Annotated in this window: 12 protein-coding genes; all 12 read right to left on the bottom strand. The window is 72.7% G+C overall.

From position 1 onward, the window contains the following. Positions 1-109: 109 nt before the first annotated feature. Complete coding sequence (locus JZ5iCDA_RS08125; RefSeq protein WP_083259799.1) at positions 110-1,414, bottom strand: DUF58 domain-containing protein; 1,305 nt, start codon at positions 1,412-1,414, stop codon at positions 110-112. A gap of 65 nt (positions 1,415-1,479) precedes the next feature. After that, positions 1,480-2,454 carry an AAA family ATPase gene (locus JZ5iCDA_RS08120; protein WP_069386716.1) on the bottom strand — a complete coding sequence of 325 codons (975 nt, stop codon included), beginning with the start codon at positions 2,452-2,454 and terminating at the stop codon, positions 1,480-1,482. A 66-nt stretch (positions 2,455-2,520) separates the two neighbouring features. Further along, complete coding sequence (locus JZ5iCDA_RS08115; RefSeq protein ID WP_253182011.1) at positions 2,521-8,514, bottom strand: Ig-like domain-containing protein; 5,994 nt, start codon at positions 8,512-8,514, stop codon at positions 2,521-2,523. Positions 8,515-8,746: 232 nt separating this feature from the next. Next, positions 8,747-9,751, bottom strand: a complete 1,005-nt coding sequence (locus tag JZ5iCDA_RS08110) for a polyprenyl synthetase family protein (RefSeq protein ID WP_069386714.1) — start codon at positions 9,749-9,751, stop codon at positions 8,747-8,749. Between the two features lie 38 nt (positions 9,752-9,789). Beyond that, entirely contained in the window at positions 9,790-11,604 is a 1,815-nt protein-coding gene (gene nuoN / locus JZ5iCDA_RS08105) for an NADH-quinone oxidoreductase subunit NuoN (protein WP_069386713.1), read from the bottom strand. Beyond that, positions 11,601-13,238: an NADH-quinone oxidoreductase subunit M gene (locus JZ5iCDA_RS08100; RefSeq protein WP_069386712.1), complete on the bottom strand. Its 1,638-nt coding sequence runs from the start codon at positions 13,236-13,238 to the stop codon at positions 11,601-11,603. The genes nuoN and JZ5iCDA_RS08100 overlap by 4 nt, the downstream gene beginning before the upstream one ends. Before the next feature lie 13 nt (positions 13,239-13,251). Continuing rightward, positions 13,252-15,291, bottom strand: coding sequence for an NADH-quinone oxidoreductase subunit L (gene nuoL, locus JZ5iCDA_RS08095; RefSeq protein WP_083259798.1), 2,040 nt, complete (start codon positions 15,289-15,291; stop codon positions 13,252-13,254). A gap of 12 nt (positions 15,292-15,303) precedes the next feature. After that, a complete protein-coding gene (gene nuoK, locus JZ5iCDA_RS08090; RefSeq protein WP_069386711.1) occupies positions 15,304-15,603 on the bottom strand; it encodes an NADH-quinone oxidoreductase subunit NuoK in 300 nt (99 codons plus the stop codon). Beyond that, positions 15,603-16,508 carry an NADH-quinone oxidoreductase subunit J gene (locus tag JZ5iCDA_RS08085; RefSeq protein WP_083259797.1) on the bottom strand — a complete coding sequence of 302 codons (906 nt, stop codon included), beginning with the start codon at positions 16,506-16,508 and terminating at the stop codon, positions 15,603-15,605. Before JZ5iCDA_RS08085 ends, nuoK begins: the two co-directional genes overlap by 1 nt. Further along, positions 16,505-17,236 (bottom strand): NADH-quinone oxidoreductase subunit NuoI, encoded by a 732-nt coding sequence (gene nuoI / locus JZ5iCDA_RS08080; protein WP_216093417.1) that lies wholly within the window; start codon positions 17,234-17,236, stop codon positions 16,505-16,507. Before nuoI ends, JZ5iCDA_RS08085 begins: the two co-directional genes overlap by 4 nt. Further along, entirely contained in the window at positions 17,229-18,584 is a 1,356-nt protein-coding gene (nuoH, locus tag JZ5iCDA_RS08075) for an NADH-quinone oxidoreductase subunit NuoH (RefSeq protein WP_069386710.1), read from the bottom strand. The genes nuoI and nuoH overlap by 8 nt, the downstream gene beginning before the upstream one ends. After that, positions 18,581-19,276 (bottom strand): molybdopterin dinucleotide binding domain-containing protein, encoded by a 696-nt coding sequence (locus JZ5iCDA_RS08070; protein WP_069386709.1) that lies wholly within the window; start codon positions 19,274-19,276, stop codon positions 18,581-18,583. Before JZ5iCDA_RS08070 ends, nuoH begins: the two co-directional genes overlap by 4 nt. Between the last annotated feature and the right edge of the window lie 102 nt (positions 19,277-19,378).

The raw sequence follows: 19,378 nt of genomic DNA, 5'->3' as shown, positions 1-19,378 counted from the left end.
CGCCGGGTCGTGCCGCGCCGGGCGGTGCCCGACGTCGCGCCGGACGCCCCGGACGGCGTGGGCGGGACGCGGCGCGAGCCGCGCGTGGTGGTGCTGCTTGGAGCGCTCATCAGTCGTTCAGCCTCCGCAGGGCGGCCGGGAGCTCGGCGAGCTCCCCGATCGTCAGGACGACGAGCTCGGCGATCGCGTGCCGGCTCAGCGAGGCGCCGGGCGCGCACTGGATCGCCATGACCCGGACGTCCTGGGGCAGCCGCGCGGACGCCGCGCGCAGCTCGGTCGGGGTCACGCGCGAACCGACGACGAACGCCACGACCGACGCGTCGGCGATGGTCGAGCCGGCCACGCGGGCGACGTCGACGAGCGTCGAGCGCTGCGTGCCCGTGTCGACGCGCGAGAGGTCGTCGAGCAGGCGGGTGCGGTGGTCGCCGCGCAGGTTGCCGTCGTTGACGAGGACCGTGACGCCGCGGTCCTCCTTGATGGCCTGGAGCCCGAGCGAGCCGCAGACGCTCACGGCGAGCTCGAACTCGTCGTCGTGCGCGTAGTCGTCCGCGCGCGTGGACAGCAGCACCGCGAGGTGCGAGCGCCGCGTCTCCTCGAACTGGCGGACCATGAGCTGGCCGGTGCGCGCGGTCGTCTTCCAGTGGATGTGGCGACGGTCGTCACCGGGCACGTAGTCGCGCAGCGCGTGGAACGACACGTCGGAGTTCGAGATGTCCGTCGTCACGCGGCCCTCGAGATCCTTGAGGAACCCGGTCGAGGAGCCGGTCAGGTTCTTCACGCGCGGGTGGACGAAGAGCTCCTCGGGCTCCGTCCACACGACCTCGCGGCGCAGGAGGCCGAGCGGGTCGGCGCGCACGGAGCGGACCGGGCCCACCGAGATGACCGACCGCCGGTGCGTCGGGACGGTGAAGATCTCCTCGTGGTTCGCGCCCGGCCGCAGCCGCGGCACGGGGAAGCTCGCCATCCCCTGCCCCACCGGCAGCTCCATGACGGACGGCAGCAGGGCGCGCGACGAGTCGTTCCTCACGTCCAGGCGCCCGACCGCGCGGTCGCCCACCGTCACGCGCTGCTGCGCGAGGTCGAGCACCACGGCGTAGCGGAACCGCCCGAGCACGAACACGACGGCGGCGAGCAGCGCGACCGTGAGGAGGATCGCGACGACGACCAGCTCGAGCCACGAGAACCGCAGCCCCGCCCACCAGGAGAGGGCCGCCGCGACGAGCGCGGCCCAGCCGAACGGGCTGACCGCCGACGTGACCGGGCCCACGGCCGTGCGCAGCGGCTCGAGCGCCCGGCCGACCGGCGCGAGCGCGCGGCCCGCGCCGGAGGTGAGCGGACGCAGCAGCCCGGCGAGCGCGGTCGTCGGCGGGGTGCCGGCGGACGCGCCGCGGGGTCGGGGTCGGAAGTCGCTCATGGTCCTGCTCTCGTGCGGGTCGGGTCGTGGTGCTGCGTGCTGCGTCGTCAGGTGTGCGCGGCGGCTCAGGCGCTGCGGCGCTCCTGCGGCGCGGCGACGTCCGCGAGGAGGCGGGCGAGGATGCCCTCGTTCGTTGCGCCGGCGAACTCGGCCTCCGGGTCGAGCACGAAGCGGTGCGCCCACACGGGCTGCGCGAGCTCCTTGACGTCGTCCGGCAGCACGTAGTTGCGGCCGTGCGCGGCCGCCCACACCTTGGTGCAGCGCACGAGCGCGAGCGCACCGCGGACGGAGACGCCGACGCGCACCTCGGGCGCGTTGCGCGTCTCCTCGGCGAGGCGCGAGATGTACTCGAGGACCGCGCCGTCGACGTGGACGCGCGCCGCGAGCTCGGCCATCTCCGTCACGGCTTGGGTCGTGATGAGCGGCTGCAGCGCCTTGCTCCGGTCACGCACCGACGCGCCCGAGAGGATCTCGACCGTCGACGCGTGGTCGGGGTAGCCGATCGACGACTTCATGAGGAAGCGGTCGAGCTGCGCCTCGGGCAGGCGGTAGGTGCCGGCCTGCTCGATGGGGTTCTGCGTCGCGATGACCATGAACGGGCGGCCGACCTCGTGGCCGACGCCGTCGACCGTGACCCGGCCCTCCTCCATGACCTCGAGGAGCGCCGACTGCGTCTTGGGCGACGCACGGTTGATCTCGTCCGCGAGGACGATCGACGCGAAGATCGGGCCCGGGTGGAAGTCGAACTTCCCGCTCTTCTGGTCGTAGATCGTCACACCCGTCACGTCGGACGGCAGCAGGTCCGGCGTGAACTGGATGCGGTTCTGCGTGCCCTGGACGCTCGCCGCGATCGCGCGGGCGAGCGACGTCTTGCCGGTGCCCGGCGCGTCCTCGAGCAGCAGGTGCCCCTCGGACAGCATGCACGTCAGCGCGAGCCGCACGACGTGCGACTTGCCCAGCACGGCCTGGCCGACGTTGCCGACGAGGCGGTCGAAGGTCTGAGCGAACCAGGTGGCCTGCTCGGGGGTCATCGTGCTCATGTCGTTCCTGTCCTGGTCGTGGCGTCGAGGTTCAAGGTGTCGTGGCGTCGCACGGCTCGGTTCCGGTCACCAGCGGCTCGCCTCGTACCGCTGGCCGTTGATGACGACCCAGACGTTGTGGCCGGGGAACTTCGGAGAGCCGTAGCCGATGAAGCACCCGACCTGGAACGTCCCGTTCGCCGGGACGTTCTCCGTGGTGCCGCCGAAGGAGTGCGCGCCGTTGCGGTCGGTCCAGCACTCCACGAACCTGTTGCCGGTGTCCCGGAAGTTGGTCGTCGTCACCTGGAAGTAGTGGCACGTGCCATCACCGCACTGGGAATTGCTCACGTACCCGCCCTTGCTCACGACGGCGCGCGGTTCAGGCTGCGATCCGGTACGGGCTGTCGCACACTTCTCACCGCTCGTCTGGCCCTCGCTGTCCTGCACGCGGCCGCAGATCTGGATCGACTGGTCGTAGCCGTTGCCGACGGTCCGGGACCCGGTGTTGCCGACGTTCTCCCACCCGCCGCCACCGATGCGGACCTGCATCTGGATCGGACGGCCGTTCTCGCCGTTCGTGCTCCAGGACACGGAGGTCTGCGTGGCCCCGACGCCCGCGTTGGCACCGCTGACGGTCGGGGCAGGCGGCGCACCGTAGGGCTTCACCGTGTTCGACGCGTCCGACCAACCGGAGCACGTGTACGCGTTGCACGCTCGGACGGTGAACGAGTAGTTCTCGCCGTTGGTCAGGCCGGTGTACGTCATGCCGGAGTCGGCGCGGCGCGCACCGCCGCCGTTGGCACGGACCTCGTAGTAGAGCCCCGTCCCGCGAGCATTCGCGATGTTGTTCCACGTCACGCGGGCCTTCTGGTTCGTGTCACCAGGGATGAGCTCGGCACGCGGAGCGGCAGGCGTGTCCGGGGTGCCGTACGGGACGACGGCGTTCGACGTCGCACCCACGGCCGACTTGCCGGCCTTGTTCTCCGCCGTGACCCGGAAGGTGTACGACGCGTTCGTGTCGAGGTTCTCCAGGGTCTGCGACGTCCCGGTCACGCCGGGGATCGTCCGCTCGACGGACCCGTTCTTGAGAATGTCGAAGTCGTACGACTTCACGGCGTCGCCGTTCTCGAACGGTGCCGTCCACGTCACCCGGACCTGCCCACCGACGCCTGTCTCCACACGTGTGGCGGTCGGTGCTGCAGGAGCGTCGGGCACACCGGCGGGGATCTCTTCGGCCGAGTACTCGCCCCACTCGGAGGGGTCCGGCGCCTTGTTGACCGCCTGAACCCGCACGCGGTAGGCGACGCCGTTCTTCAGCCCGTCCCACGTGGTTTGCGTGCCGGTGAGGTCGGTCTTCTGGATCGCACCGGCAGGTGGGGCCGGCGAGATCTCGAGATTGACGGTCTCGATGGGAGAGCGGTCGGTGTAGGTCTTGTTGCTCCACGTGACGGTCAGCGACTCGTCGCCGAACTCGAGCTCCGGAGCCGCGGGCGGGTCCGGCTTCTCGTCCGGACGCGCGACGGCCGACGCGGGAGACGCGGGGCCGTCGCCGACGTCGTTCGTCGCGAACACCGTGAACGTGTACTCGACGTTGTTCGTCAGTCCGTCGAGCGTGCACGTCGTGGTGCCGCACTGCTTCTCGTAGCCGTTCTGCGAACGCACGGTGTAGCCCGTGATCTCGGACCCGTTGTTGTTCGGCGGATCCCAGCTGAGCACCACGGTCTTCGACCGCACGTCGCCGACCTGCGGCGTCGTCGGCGCCTCGGGCTTGCCGAGCACGGTCACCTGGATCTGCCCGTCGACGATGCGGTCCGGGTCCTTCGTCGCGTCCTCGACGCGGTACCGGACGACCATCACGCCGACGAACGACTCGTCCGGCGTGACGACCACCTGGTCGCCGTCGACCGTCGCACTGCCCTGGCCGGTCTCGACACCGGCCGAGACGAGGTTGAGCGGCGTCTCCGGGAACGGGTTGGAGTCGTTCGCGAGCACAGGAATGGTGCTGGCCTTGCCCTGGTGGGCGTCGTCGAGCGTGTCCGTGTTGGCGCGGACGAGCGGACGCGTCGAGGCGACCACGGTGAGAGTGGCCGACGCCTCGACCGGCGGGTGCTCGCCGTCGGTCACGGTGATCGGCACGCTGACGACCGTGCCCTTGGGCACGTCGGGGTTCGCCTGCGCCTGCAGCGTCGAGCCCTCCATGGACAGCGTGACACCCGGGGCCTCACCCGTGACGCGGAACGTCAGCGCGTCCTCGTCCGGGTCGGTCGCGAACCGCGCGAGGTCGACCGCCGCCTCCTCGCCGGCCGCGACGTCGAGCGTCGGCGTACCGCTCATCTCCGGCGGCATGTTCTCCGGCGGCAGCACGGTGATCGGCAGCGTGAGCAGAGCCGTGTTGCCGTCCGGGTCGCCGGGGCCGGAGCCGTCGGTGACCTCGAACGTCACGGCGGCGGGGCCGACGTACCCGGCGTTCGACGTGTACGTGAGCGTCGTCATGCTCGTGACCTCGCGCGAGCCCTCGAGCGCCGTGACCTTGTCCTCGACCGTCAGGCGCGGCGACCGGCCCTCCACCGTGAGCACGTAGTCCGTGATGTCGATCTCGAGCGGCTCGCCGCTGTTCACCTCGAGGGGCGTGATGCCGGGGCGCAGCGTCGGCGCCTGGTCGGTGAGGCCGGGGACCTTGACGAACGCCTTCGCCGTGAGCCCGTCGGGGTCGGTCACGGTGTACGTGACGACCTGACGGCCCTCGGTGAGCGTGATCTCGAGCTCGCCGCCGTCGGTCACGGCGGCGGACTCGGCGTCGCTCGTGACCACGAGCTCCGTCGCGGCGCCGTCGGGGTCGTCGTCGTTCTCGAGCACGGGGACGGTCACCGTCGTCTCGCCGAGGATGTCCTCGACCGGGACGGCGTCGTCGCGCGCGACGGGCGGCTGCAGCGGCGCGTCCGCGGCCACGTTCACGGTCACCGCACCCGTGGCGCGTGCGCCGTACGAGTCCTGGATGCCGTAGTAGAACGTGTACGCGCCGTCCTCGGCCGGGGTGTTCACGACGATGCGGTCGGCGACGACCTCGGCGTCCATGCCGTGCTCGTCCTCGACGGCCGACGGCACGAGCCCCACCTGGTCGCCGTCCGGGTCGGTGTCGTTGGCGAGCGCCGCGACCGCGACGGTGCGCCCGGGGCGCACGGTCACCTCGTCGTCGACGGCCACGGGCGGCTGGTTCGTCTCGCCCGGGCGCGAGATGCCGACCCGCACGGTCCCCGTCGCCGTCGCGCCGCGCGCGTCGAGCACCGAGTAGGTGAACGTGTCGAGGCCGGTCGAGTTCTTGGACGCCGCGTACTCGACGAACCCGTCGACGAGGCTCGCGGTGCCCTTCGACGCCGGCGACGCGATGCCGGTCACCTGGACCGAGTCGCCGTCGGGGTCGATGCCGTGCAGCGGGATGTCGATCCGCACGCTCGCGCCCGAGAGGACGCGCGCCTCGACCTCGCGCGGCTGCGGCGGCGCGTTGTCCTCGCCGTCGCGGATGCGGATCGTCACCTGGGCGGAGTCCTCCTGCCCGTTGACGTCCCGCACGCGGTAGATCGCGTACGCGGTGCCGGCCTCGGAGCCGGCGCGGAACCGCAGCGTGTCCTCGGAGACGAACGACTCGCCGAGCGCCGGGTCGACGTCCTGTTCGAGCTCCGGCTGGAGGAACAGCTCGAGGCCGTCGGGGTGCGTGTCGTTCTTCAGCACCGGGATCGTCACGATGTCGCCGGCGTGCACGGTCACCTCGTCGGCGACGGCGTTCGGCGGCTGGAGGCGCGTCGGTGCCGGCACGGGCACGACCCGCACCTGCCCGGTCGCCGTCTGGGTCCCGTTCGACACGGTGTACTCGACCGTCACCGGGCCGTCGAGGCGCCGGATCTCGGTGACGCGCAGCATCTGGTGCGCGAGCACCGCCACGGAGATGCCCGCGTCGTCGGGCACGCGCACCGACTGCACGACGAGCACGCCGCCGGCCGGGTCGGTGTCGTTGGCGAGGACGTCGACGAGCGTCGAGCCGCCCGTGGGCAGCAGCGCGGTGTCGGCGACGACGACGGGCGCGCCCTCCGCGGCGGACGGCGGCAGGACGTCGACGCGCACGAGGCCGGTCGCCGCGTTCGGGCCGTCCGTCACCTGGTAGGTGAGGTCGTAGGACCGCGGCTCGTTCGACATGAACGTGAACGTGCCCGCGTCGTAGTTCGGCGTGATCTCGGCCGGGGCCGACTCGGAGACCGACGCGAGGCGCAGCTCGTCCCCGTTCGGGTCGGTGTCGTTGCGCAGCGGCTCGACCGTGACCGGCTGGCCCGCGGGGACGACGACGTGGTCGCTCACCGGGATGGGCGGCTGCGGCCCGGGCACGACGTCGACGAGGAGCTTGCCCTCGGCGACGCCGCCGAGGCCGTCGGCGACCGACAGCGTGACGATCTTGCGGCCCGTCGAGGTACCGCCGTCGCGGAACTCGACCGAGCCGTCGGGGCGCGAGCGCACGTCGTCGCCCGGGACGGTGGCCGCGGCGGACGCGAGGTAGAGGTCGTCGCCGTCCGGGTCGCGGAAGAACGGGAGGACCTTGATCGTCGCGGTGCCTCCCTGCTCGACCTTGAGCACCGGGTCGCCCGTGGGCTCCGGCGGGGCGTTCTCGCCCCACGGCGAGATCTTCAGCGAGACCGCGGCCTCGGCGACGCCGCCGCGGCCGTCGGAGACGGAGTAGCGGAAGCCCTGGGTGCCCTCGGCGTCCTCGGGCACGACGGCCTGCAGCGCCGCTCCCCCGAGGATCTGCTGCACGGTCGCGTTGCCGGGCGACTCGCCCGCGAGGGAGGCTGTCATGACGTCGCCGTCCGGGTCGACGTCGTTGGCGAGCACGGGCAGCACGGTCGTGCGGCCGGGCCGGGCGCCGAACGCGTCGTCCTGCGGCTGCGGCGGGCGGTTGGGCTGCGAGCGGTCGGCGATGAACTGGTCGACCTGCTCGGGGTTGGTCAGCTCGGCGTCGGACTCCTCGCCCTCCGCCTCCTCGGGGATGACGAGGTCCCAGTCCTCGACCTTCTCGTACTCGTCCGCCGCCATCCACAGCGTGCCGGCCGAGAGGTCGTTGAGGACGATGACGTGGCGGTTGACCCGGTACTCCAGACGCGCCTGCGGGTCGACGCCCTCGAGGCGCTTGTCGACGTCGTCGTCCGGGCCCTCGCAGTCGCGGATGACCTGGCCCGTCGACGACCACGCCGCGTACGTGCAGCCGTCGAGCTGCACCGGTGCCGACGGCACGCCCTCGGCGCGGCGCACCTGCGCGTCGCCGCCGTCCAGCGGCTGGGACACGAGGCCGGTCGACGTCGCCACGACGACGGCGTCCTCGGCCGCGGACGGCTGCTGCAGCGCGGCCTGCTCGGCACCGTCGAGCGTGACCGACTCGCCGCCCGGCAGCACCAGCTGCCCGCCCGACCGGTCGAGGACGACGGGCTCGTCGCCGACGGCCGTCACCTGGAGCTCCGCTCCCGTGCTCACCGGCAGCGACGACTCCTGCGCCTCCCCCTCGGGCTCTCCGCCGGCATTCGTCTCGACCGTCACGAGCGTGCCGGTCGACGGCACCGCCGCGAACACGGTCCCGTCGCGCGACACCGTCAGCGCACCGTCGCCGCCCAGCTCCGCGACCGGCTCGGTCTCCTCGGCGTCGAACGCCGTCGCGCCGTCGAACGGCAGGACCCACAGCAGGCCCTCCTCGCCGTCGAGGATCGCCGTCGTCGCGCCGCCCGAGGCGACCTGCGCGCCCGCGGGCAGGCGCACCTGCCCGCTCAGCTCGAGGTGCGCGACGTCGACGGGCGACGCCGTGCTCGTCCCGCCGTCGTCGAGGAGCACCCGCCCCTCGTCCTGCTGGACGTCGAAGGACGCGCTGCCCGCGACGAGCGAGCCGTCGAGGGCCTGCGACTCGTAGTTGAACCGGCCGAGCAGGCCCGCGGAGGTCTTCGTCACCCACACGCCGGAGTCGTTGAGCTCGACGTCCGCCGTCGCCTCACCGTCGTAGAAGAGGGCGAGGCCGACGACCGCGGTCGAGAACACCGAGACGGTGCTCACGGATGCGACGGTGCGGCGGTTGTCGTTCAGGCGCGACAGGAAGCCCACGGATCCTCCGGGATGACGGGTCGACGGGCGACCGGGCCCCTACCGCCGCCTGGCCGATCACCGTCTCTCCTGGCAGCGCGCACCGGTCGCGCACACGAGGATAACCGCACGTCCCGGGATGGTCCTCCCCGCGCCCATGGGGACAACTCCCCTGCGACCCGCCAGAACAGGTCGCCGGCGACCGTCAGGCGGCGCGGTCGGCGAGCGCCTCCGCGAACGACCGCAGGGCGTCCGCGACGGGCCCGTCGGCGAGCGCGTCGAGCTCCGCCGCGGCGTCGCGCGCCCACCGGACGGCGAGGGCGCGGGTCTCCGCGAGGACCTCGTGGCGGCGCAGCGCGGCGACCGCGTCGGCGAGGGCAGCGTCGTCGGAGAGGTCGGAGTCGAGCAGCTCGACGAGCGCGACGTCGGCGGCCGTGGCGCTCCCGTCGGCGACGCGCGCCCGCAGGAGCAGCACCGGCATGGTCGGCACCTTCTCGCGCAGGTCCGTGCCCGGCGTCTTGCCGGACTCGTCGCCGGACGAGGCGAGGTCGAGGACGTCGTCCGCGAGCTGGAACGCGACGCCGAGCTTCTCGCCGTAGGACGCGACGGTCTCCACGACGGACCGCTCGCACCCGGCGAACATCGCGCCGAGCCGGGCGGACGTCGCGAGGAGCGAGGCCGTCTTGTCGGCGAGCACCTGCAGGTAGTGCTCGACCGGGTCCTCGCCCGCGTCGGGCCCGACCGTCTCGTGGAGCTGGCCGAGGCACAGGCGCTCGAACGTCCCCGCCTGGATGAGCACGGCCTCCGGGCCGAGCGCGGCGACGGTCGACGCGGCGCGCGCGAAGAGCAGGTCGCCGACCATGATGGCGACGGAGTTGCCGAACACCGCGTGCGCCGAGGGTGCGCCGCGGCGCACCGGGGCGGAGTCCATGACGTCGTCGTGGTAGAGCGACGCGAGGTGCGTCAGCTCGACGACGACCGCCGCCTCCTCGACCTCCGGCCGCGCGCCGTCGCCGAGCTCCGCCGCGAGCAGCGTGAGCAGCGGGCGCAGGCGCTTGCCGCCCGCGTTCACCAGGTGCCGCGACGCCGTGTCGGCGAGCGGGTCGGCGTGCGCCACGGCGTCCCGCAACCGCGTCTCGACGCTCGCGAGGCGGCTCGTCAGCGCGGCGGCCAGCTCGGGATCCTGGATCGGGATGGCGGTCGTCGTCACGGGGGTCGTCCGCGCAGACGGCCCGGAGGGAACGGAGGTCACGGGACGAACTTAACCGCCTCGGCCGCCAGATCGAGAACCGGGGACGGCAAAACGCCGAGCACGAGCACGCCGACGGCGCACACAACGATCGCCACGGCGGTCGGCCCCGTGGAGCGCACGACGGTCACACCGACGCCCCCGTCGCCGGTCGGCGCGCCGTCGGGACCGCCGGCGGTGTCGTCGGCGGGAGCCGTGAAGTACATGAGCACGATGATCCGCACGTAGAAGAAGACGGCCACCGCGGACGCGACGACGCCGACCACGGCCAGCACCCACGTCGCGCCTCCGCCGTCCCCGTCGGGGCCGGCGATCGCGGCGCCGAACGCCGTGAACTTCGCGATGAACCCGGCGGTGAGCGGGATCCCCGCCATGGACAGCAGGAAGAGGGAGAACGCGCCCGCGAGCCACGGGCTGCGACGCCCCAGCCCGGCCCACTGCGAGAGGTGCGTCGCCTCGCCGAGCACGGCACCGCCGTCGGGCGTGCCCGAGCCGGCGGACCCCGCGCCGGACGCGGCCGCACCCTCGTCGCCCACGAGGTCCGCGTCCGACGCCTCGCCGGAAGTGCCCGCCCCGACCGTGGCCGGGACGCGCTCGGTCGCCGCGGGCGCCTTCTCGCGCACGAGCGTGACGACCGCGAACGCGCCGACCGTCGCGAGCCCGTAGACCAGCAGGTAGAAGACGGTCGCGCGCAGCGACAGCCGGGAGAAGCCGACGACGGCGACGAGCAGGAACCCGGCGTGCGCGATGGAGGAGTACGCGAGGAGGCGCTTGACGTCGGTCTGGACGACGCCGACCACCGTGCCGACCACCATCGTGAGCAGGGCGACCACCCACAGCGCCACGAACAGGTTGTCGCGCAGCTCGGGCGCGCCGACCTGGAGGCCGATCGCGACGGAGTACAGGACGCGCAGCAGCGCGCCGAACGCGGCCGCCTTGGTGCACGCGGCCATGAAGCCGGTGATCGGCGTGGGGGCGCCCTGGTAGACGTCGGGCGTCCAGGCGTGGAACGGCGCGGCACCGATCTTGAACAGCAGCCCGGCCAGGACGAGCAGCAGGCCCGTGAGCACGAGACCCGGCATGTCGGCGACGGGCGTCTCCCCCGTGGCGACGACCTGCTGGATCACCGCGAGGTCCACGGACCCGGCGAAGCCGTAGACGAGCGCGACGCCGAACACGAGCAGCGCCGACGCGAACGCGCCGAGCAGGAAGTACTTGAAGGACGCCTCCTGGGAGAGCAGGCGGCGTCGGCGCGCCATCGCGGACAGCACGTACAGCGGGAGCGAGAGCACCTCGAGCGCGACGAACAGGACGAGCAGGTTGCCCGTCGCGGGGAAGATCATCATGCCGCCGACGGCGAAGAGCACGAGCGGGTACACCTCGGTCTGCTGCAGACCCTTGCGGCGCGCGAGGTCCTCGTACGGCGAGCCGGGCACCGCGGCGGCCGTCGGGGCGAACGCGTCCTGCCCTGCCGAGGTGCCGTCGGCGATCACGAGCAGCGCGAGGAACGCCAGCAGCGCCACCGTGCCCTGGACGGCGAGACCGAAGTGGTCGACGACCATCGAGCCGCCGAGCACCCGGACGCCCGGGACGCCGGTCTCGGTCCCCTGGACGGCCGGGTCGCGCCAGAGCACGACGACCGCCGCGAGCGCCCCGGCCGTCGCGGCGAGCGCGAGGACGACCTGCGTGGTGCGGCGTGCGCGGGCGGGGACGAACGCCTCGACGAGGACGCCGAGGACGCCCGCGCCGAGCACGACGAGGACCGGAAGGAGGTAGGTCCAGTCGACGGTGGGGGCCACGAACGAGTTGTTCACGACTCGCTCCCTTCCTCGGTGCCGGCGGGGATGACGAAGACGCCGGGCTCGGCCGGCTCCGCGGCGCCCGTCTCGACGAGGTGGCGCACGGTGACGTCCGCGGGCTCGTCCACGAGGTCGAGCGCGGGCGCGGGGTAGAACCCGAGCACGAGGAGGATCGCGACGAGCGGCGCGACGACCCACTTCTCGCGGGCGCCGAGGTCGGGCAGCTGCTCGAGGCCGGGCCGCGCACCGCCGGTGAACAGGCGCTGGTAGGTGAGGAGCACGTAGAGCGCCGCGAGGACCACGCCGAGCACGGCGACGAACGCCGCCCAGGCGCTGCGGGGGTACGTGCCGACGAGCACCATGATCTCGCTGACGAACGTCGACAGACCCGGCAGCGACAGCGCCGAGAGGCCGGCGACGAGGAACGTCCCCGCGAGCACCGGGACGACGCGCTGCAGCCCGCCGTAGTCGTCGATGCGCTGCGAGCGCTCCGGGTGCCGGGTGACGAGGAAGCCGGCGAGGAGGAACAGGGCGCCGGTGGAGATGCCGTGGTTGACCATGTAGAACGACGACCCGGACACGCTGAGCGACGTGAACGCGAAGATGCCGAGCACGATGAATCCGAAGTGCGACACCGACGTGTAGGCGATCAGGCGCATGAGGTCGCTCTGCCCGATGGCCATGAGCGCTCCGTAGAGGATCGACACCACGGCGAGGCCCACGACGACGGGCGCGGCCCACGCGCTCGCGTGCGGGAAGAGCGGCAGGCACAGCGTGAGCATCCCGAAGGTGCCGACCTTGTCGAGCACGCCGACGAGCAGCGTCGACGTGCCCGCCGGGGCGTGCTGCGCGGCGTCGGGCAGCCACGTGTGCACGGGAAACAGCGGCGCCTTGATCGCGAACGCGAGGAAGAAGCCGAGGAACAGCAGTCGCTCGGTGGTCACCGGCAGGGGGTTCGCCGTGAACGTCTCGACGAGGTTCGCGGTGAGGAACGCGTCGTCGGGCCGCGTGCCCGTGGCCGGGTCGACCGGCACCTGGACGTACAGCGCGATGACGGCGGCGAGCATGATCAGGCCGCCCGCGAGGGAGAAGAGCAGGAACTTCACCGCGGCGTACCGTCGCCGCGCGCCGGTGCCGAAGCCGCCGATCATGAAGTAGACCGGGACGAGCATGGCCTCGAACAGCACGTAGAACAGGAACACGTCGCGCGCGGCGAACACCGCGACCATGAACGCCTCGAGCAGGAGCACGAGGCCGAGGTAGTGGCGCAGGCGGCGGGCGTCGCCGTCCTGCTCGCGCCACGCCGCGAGGACGACGAGCGGCACGAGCACCACGGCGAGCGCGACGAGCGCGAGGCCGACGCCGTCCACCCCGACGGCGTAGCTCACACCGATCTGCGGGATCCACGGGTACGTCTCGGTGAGCTGGTGCGTGCCGGCGTCGGAGGCGTCGAACGCCGCGAAGGCTCCGACGAGCAGCGCGACCTCCACGAGGGCCGTGCCGAGCGCGACGCCGCGGACCGCGCGCAGCGCGCCGGCCCCGACGCCGCGGGTGCGGGCCGCGCCGGTGAGCCACACCACGGCCGCGCCGACGACGGGCCACGCGACGAGGAGGGTGAGCCAGGGGACGTCGAGGAGTGTCTGGTTCATGAGCCGACGCCTTTCAGTTCCCGGTGCCGGTGGACAGGGCGAGCACGACGGCCGCGATCACCACGACACCGCCGAGCATCGTCGCGCCGTAGGTGCGCACGTAGCCGTTCTGCCAGCCGCGCAGCCGGTCGCCGACCCGGCCGACCGCTCCCGCGAGGCCGAGCCAGCCGCCGTCGACCATCTCCTTGTCCGCGTAGACGAGCGACCGCGTGAGGTACTGCCCGGGCCGCATGAAGACGGCCTCGTTGACGTCGTCCTGGTAGAGGTCGCGGCGTGCGGCGCGGGTGAGCACCCGCCCGCGCGGCGCGCGGATCGGGACCGACGACATCGCGTACTGCCGCCACGCGAGCGCGGCGCCCACGAGGACGAGGAGCAGCGTGAGCGCGACGAGCGACCACACGGGAAGCACGGGCTCGTGGTGCTCGGCGTGGCCGGTCACGGGCTCGAGCCACGTGACGAAGCGGCCGCCGAGGTTGAGCACGAAGCCGAGCGCGACCGACCCGGTCGCGAGCACGATCATCGGCCAGACCATGAGGCCGGGGGACTCGTGCGGGTGCCGCACCGGGCCGTCCTGCGGGCGCAGGCCGTCCGCGGTCCCGCTGCCGTCGTTCCAGCGTCGCCGGCCCGCGAACGTCATGAAGAACAGCCGCGACATGTAGAAGGCCGTGATCCCGGCGCCGACGAGCGCCGCTCCCCCGAACACCCAGGCGCGCCACGGCTCGCCGTCGACCGGGACGAACGCGGCCTCGATGATCTTGTCCTTGCTCCAGAAGCCGGAGAACGGCGGGATGCCGATGATCGCGAGCCACCCCAGCCCGAACGTCACGAAGGTGACCTTCATGTACCGGGACAGGGCACCGAACCGGCGCATGTTCACCTGGTCGTCCATGCCGTGCATGACCGAGCCGGCGCCGAGGAACATGCCGGCCTTGAAGAAGCCGTGCGTGACGAGGTGGAAGATCGCGAACGCGTAGCCGATGGGGCCGAGGCCCGCGGCGAGGACCATGTAGCCGATCTGCGACATGGTCGAGGCCGCGAGCGCCTTCTTGATGTCGTCCTTCGCGCAGCCCACGACCGCCCCGAAGACCAGCGTCACCGCGCCGACGACCACCACGACGAGCTGCGCCGTGGGTGCGCCCTCGAAGATGGGCGCGGACCGCACGACGAGGTAGACGCCCGCCGTGACCATGGTGGCGGCGTGGATGAGCGCGGAGACGGGCGTCGGGCCGGCCATCGCGTCGCCGAGCCACGCCTGCAGCGGGAACTGCGCCGACTTGCCGCACGCCGCGAGCAGCAGCGCGAGACCGGTCGCGGTGAGCAACGCGGTCGACGCCTCGGGCGCCTGCGCGAAGACGGTCGTGAAGTCGACCGCCCCGAACGTGGCGAACAGGAGCATGAGCGCGACGATGAGCCCGATGTCGCCCACGCGGTTCATGACGAACGCCTTCTTCGCCGCGACCGCGTAGTCGCGGCGGTGGTTCCAGAACCCGATGAGCAGGTACGACGCGAGGCCCACGCCCTCCCAGCCGACGAACAGCAGGAGGTAGGAGTCCGCGAGGACGAGCACGAGCATCGCGGCGACGAACAGGTTGAGGTACGCGAAGAACCGCCGTCGGTCGGGGTCCTTCTCCATGTAGGCGACCGCGTACACGTGGATGAGCGTGCCGACGAAGGTCACCAGCAGCACGAACGTCATCGACAGCGGGTCGATCCGCAGCCCGAGCGCGACGTCGAGCCCGCCGGCGGCGATCCAGTCGACGAGGTGCTGGTCGACGACGCGCTCGTCCGCCGGCAGGTCGAGCATCGCGAGGAACATCACGAGGCCCACGACGAACGCGGCGCCGGACATCACCACGCCGAACCACGCGCCCCACCGGTCGCTGCGCCGCCCCGCGAGGAGGAGGACCGCGGCGCCCAGCAGGGGCAGCGCGACGAGCAGCGGCGCGGCCGCGAGCGCGCCGGGGACGTCCGTGCTCACGGGCACGGCGGCGGTGTCCGCGGGCAGGCCGGCGAGGAGCCCGGTCGCCGCCGGAGACGTGAGGAGCATCGTCATCGGTGCCGCCTCTCAGCTCTTGAGGAGGTTGACGTCGTCGACCGAGGCGGACCGACGCGTGCGGAAGATGGACACGATGATCGCGAGCCCCACGACGACCTCGGCGGCGGCGACGACCATGACGAAGAACGCGAGCACCTGCCCGGTGACGTCGCCGTGGATGCGGGCGAACGTGACGAGCGCGAGGTTCGTCGCGTTGAGCATGAGCTCGACGCCCATGAACACGATGATCGCGTTGCGGCGCAGGAGGACCGTCGCGGCGCCGATCGAGAAGAGGACCGCCGAGAGCACGAGGTAGTTGGTGATCTCCATCAGTCCTCCCCTGCCCCGACGCGGGCCCGGCCCGGATCGGTCGGCCCGCTGGCGTCGCCCGCCGGGTCCGCGCCCGCCGGCTCGGCCTGGACGCTCCGCTCGTTCGCGTCGCCCGCGCGCAGGGCCGGCAGCGCGCGCTGCGGCTCGTGCTCGACGAGGACCTCGCGCTCCGCGGCGAGGATCGTGCCCGCCGAGCGCTCCTGCCCGCGGATGCGCAGGATGCGCGAGACCGACTCCTCGATCGGGCGCCCGGCCGGGTCGAGCGCGGGCGTGTCCATCGCGTTGTTCTGCGCGTACACGCCGGGCGCGGCGAGCGGGGTGAGCCGCCCGCCCGACGGCAGCGCCGCGACCTTCGCGTCGGCCTGCTCGCGCTGCCCGACCTTCGGCACGAGGCGGCGCCGGTGCGTGAGCACGAGCGCCGACACGGCGGCCGTCACGAGCAGCACGCCCACGACCTCCATCGCGAACACGTAGTCGGCGAACAGCACGCGGGCGAGCGCGACCGGGTTCGTCACCTCGTTCGCGGCGGCCAGGCCGACCGCCGGCGGGAACGTCGCCTGCGTGATCACGCCGACGAGCACCGTGCCGAGGCCGAGGCCCAGCAGCACGCCGATCCACCGCTGCCCGCGGATCGTCTCCACGAGCGAGTCCGACGCGTCGACGCCGACGAGCATGAGGACGAAGAGGAACAGCATCATCACGGCGCCCGTGTAGACGACGACCTGCACGACGCCGAGGAACGACGCCTCCTGCGCGACGTAGAGGATCGCGAGGTCGACCATGACGAACATGACCGCGATCGCCGCGTGCACCGCCTTGCGGGCGAACAGCAGCGACAGCGCCGCGAGGACCATGAGAGGGGCGAGGACCCAGAAGAGGGCCGCCTCGCCCGCGCTCGCGGTCACCGGCCCACCCGAGGCGCGCGTCCCCGGCCCGCCGGGCGCTCGACGCGGCGGACCTCCGGCCGCGGGGCCGGGGGCTCGGGCGGGAGGGTCGGGTCGTCGGGGCGGTGCTCGCGCACCCACTCCACCTGCTCGGCCACCGGGCCGTCGACCTCGCCGCGGTAGTACTCGGTGTCCGTCGTGCCGGGGACCATGGGGTGCGGCGCAGCGAGCATGCCCTCGCGCAGCGGGGCGAGCAGGTCCTGCTTCTCCCAGATCATCCCCTCGCGCGTCGGACCGGCGAGCTCGTACTCGTTCGTCATCGTCAGCGCGCGCGTCGGGCACGCCTCGATGCACAGCCCGCAGAAGATGCAGCGCAGGTAGTTGATCTGGTAGACGCGGCCGTACCGCTCGCCGGGCGACATGTGGACGGCGGGACCGCCGTCGTTCTCCGGCAGGTCGGCGTTGTCCGCGCCCTCGACGTAGATCGCGTCGGCGGGGCACGCCCACGCGCACAGCTCGCACCCGATGCACTTCTCCAGCCCGTCGGCGTACCGGTTGAGCTGGTGGCGCCCGTGGTACCGCGGCTTGGGCGGCACCTTCTGGCGCGGGTACTGCTCGGTCACGGTGGGGCGGAACATCGACGAGAACGTCACCCCGAAGCCCGCGACGGGCGCGAGCGCCTCGCGCAGGCCCTTCGCCTGCGGCCGCAGGGGCTCGTACTCCCCGCCGGTCCGTCGTTCCTCAGGCACGGTCGACCTCCTTGTCGTGGGCCGGGTCGGTGGTCGTGATCGGGGCGTCGTCGGGCACGAGGGCACGACGGCGCGGGGACGGCGGGAGCGTCTGGCCCGGCAGCGGCGGCACGGGGAACCCGCCCGCGAACGCGTCGAACGGCTCGGCCCGCGTGCCTGCCTCGGCGCCCGACGACGCACCGCCGGCTCCGGCCTGGTCGGGCTCCTTCTGCGGCCAGAACCACACCGCCGCCACGACGAGCACCGCGACGCCGGCACCGATGCCGACCACGAGCCGGGTGTCGACGTCGCCGAACTGGCGCACGCCCTGGACCACCGACAGGAGCACGACCCAGGAGAGCGCCGCGGGGATGAGGATCTTCCAGCCGAACGTCATGAACTGGTCGTAGCGCAGGCGCAGGAGCGTGCCGCGCACCCACACGAACACGAACATGAAGGCCCACATCTTCACGAGGAACCAGAGGATCGGCCACCAGCCCTCGTTGAACATGCCGTCGTTGATCGCCGACAGGGGCCACGGCGCCCGCCAGCCGCCGAAGAACAGCGTCGTCGCGATCGCGGAGACGTTGATCATGTTGACGTACTCGGCGAGGAAGAACCACGCGAACTTCATCGACGAGTACTCGGTCATGTAGCCCGACACGAGCTCGCCCTCGGCCTCGGGGAGGTCGAACGGCAGGCGGTTGGTCTCGCCGATCATCGAGATGACGTAGATGACGAACGCGGGCAGCAGCGGCAGGAACCACCACAGCGGCGTCTGGGAGTCGACGATCTGCGACGTCGACATCGAGCCGGCCATGATGAACACCGACACGAGCGACAGGCCCATCGCGAGCTCGTAGCTGATGACCTGCGCCGTCGAGCGCACCGAGCCGAGCAGCGGGTACGTGGACCCCGACGACCAGCCGCCGAGCACGATGCCGTACACGCCGAGCGCGGCGCACGCGAGGATGTACAGCACCGCGACGGGGAAGTCGGTGAGCTGCGCGGGCGTCACGTAGTCGGTGAACGGGATGCGCACCTCGGGCCCGAACGGGATGACGGCGAACACGAGCAGCGAGCAGAACACCGAGATCATCGGGGCGAGCACGTAGACGAACTTGTCGGCCGCCCTGACGGTGATGTCCTCCTTGAGCAGCAGCTTCATCGCGTCCGCGAGCGACTGCAGCAGCCCGAACGGGCCGTGCCAGTTCGGGCCGGGCCGCACCTGCATGCGGGCCACGACCTTGCGCTCGAACCAGATCGCGAGCAGCACGCTCGTGAGCAGGAACACGACGATGAGCACGGCCTTGACGAGGTACGTCCAGCCGTTGTCCTGCGAGAAGTCCGCGGCGACGCCCGGGATCATGCGCCCTCCCCTCCTGCGACGTGCGCCGCGACCTCGGCCGGGGCGAGCGTCACGACGTCGCCCGGCACGGCGCCGAGCGTGGCGTGGACCTGCGACCCGGCGGACCGCAGCGGCAGCCAGACCACGTGGTCGACCATGTCCGTGACGACGACCGGGAGCGTGATCGCGCCGCGGTCGGTGCCGACGCGCACGAGCTCGCCGTCGAACACGTCGACCGCCGCGGCCGTCGTCGCGGACATGCGCGCGACCGGTCGCTTGGCCGTACCGGCGAGGTAGCGCTCGCCGTCCTGGCCGCGGCCGTCGTCGAGCATCAGACGCCAGCTCGCGAGCACCGCGGTGCCCGGCGCGACGGCGGGCGGCTCGACCGCGGCCACGTCCGGGGCCGGGACCCGCGCGCCGTCCCACGCGTCGAGCTGCGCGAGCTCCGCCCGCACCGCCTCGACCGTCGGCAGGCCGAGGCGCGCGCCCGCGGCGTCCGCGAGCGCGTCGAGGACCCGGTGGTCCGCCATGGCCGTCGACCCGAGCGCCGCGGGGAACGGGCGCAGGCGCCCCTCCCAGCTCCAGAACGAGCCCGCCTTCTCGACGGGCGGGGCGACGGGCAGCACGACGTCGGCCAGCTCGGCGACCGCGGAGCGGCGCACCTCGAGGCTCACGACGACGTCCGCCGCCGCGTCCCAGAAGCCCGCGTCCATCAGCGCACCTCCCCCTCGGCCGGCGTGCCGTGGTGGTCGCGGTCGACCGCCCGGTCGCGCTCCGCCTCCTCGGCCGCGCGCCGCTCGGCGTCCTCGCGCGCG

It is taken from the genome of Cellulosimicrobium cellulans (assembly GCF_001722485.1).
Lineage (GTDB): Bacteria > Actinomycetota > Actinomycetes > Actinomycetales > Cellulomonadaceae > Cellulosimicrobium > Cellulosimicrobium cellulans_A.
The sequence above is the reverse complement of the archived record's forward strand: the minus strand, read 5'-3'. Positions and strand labels throughout refer to the sequence as shown.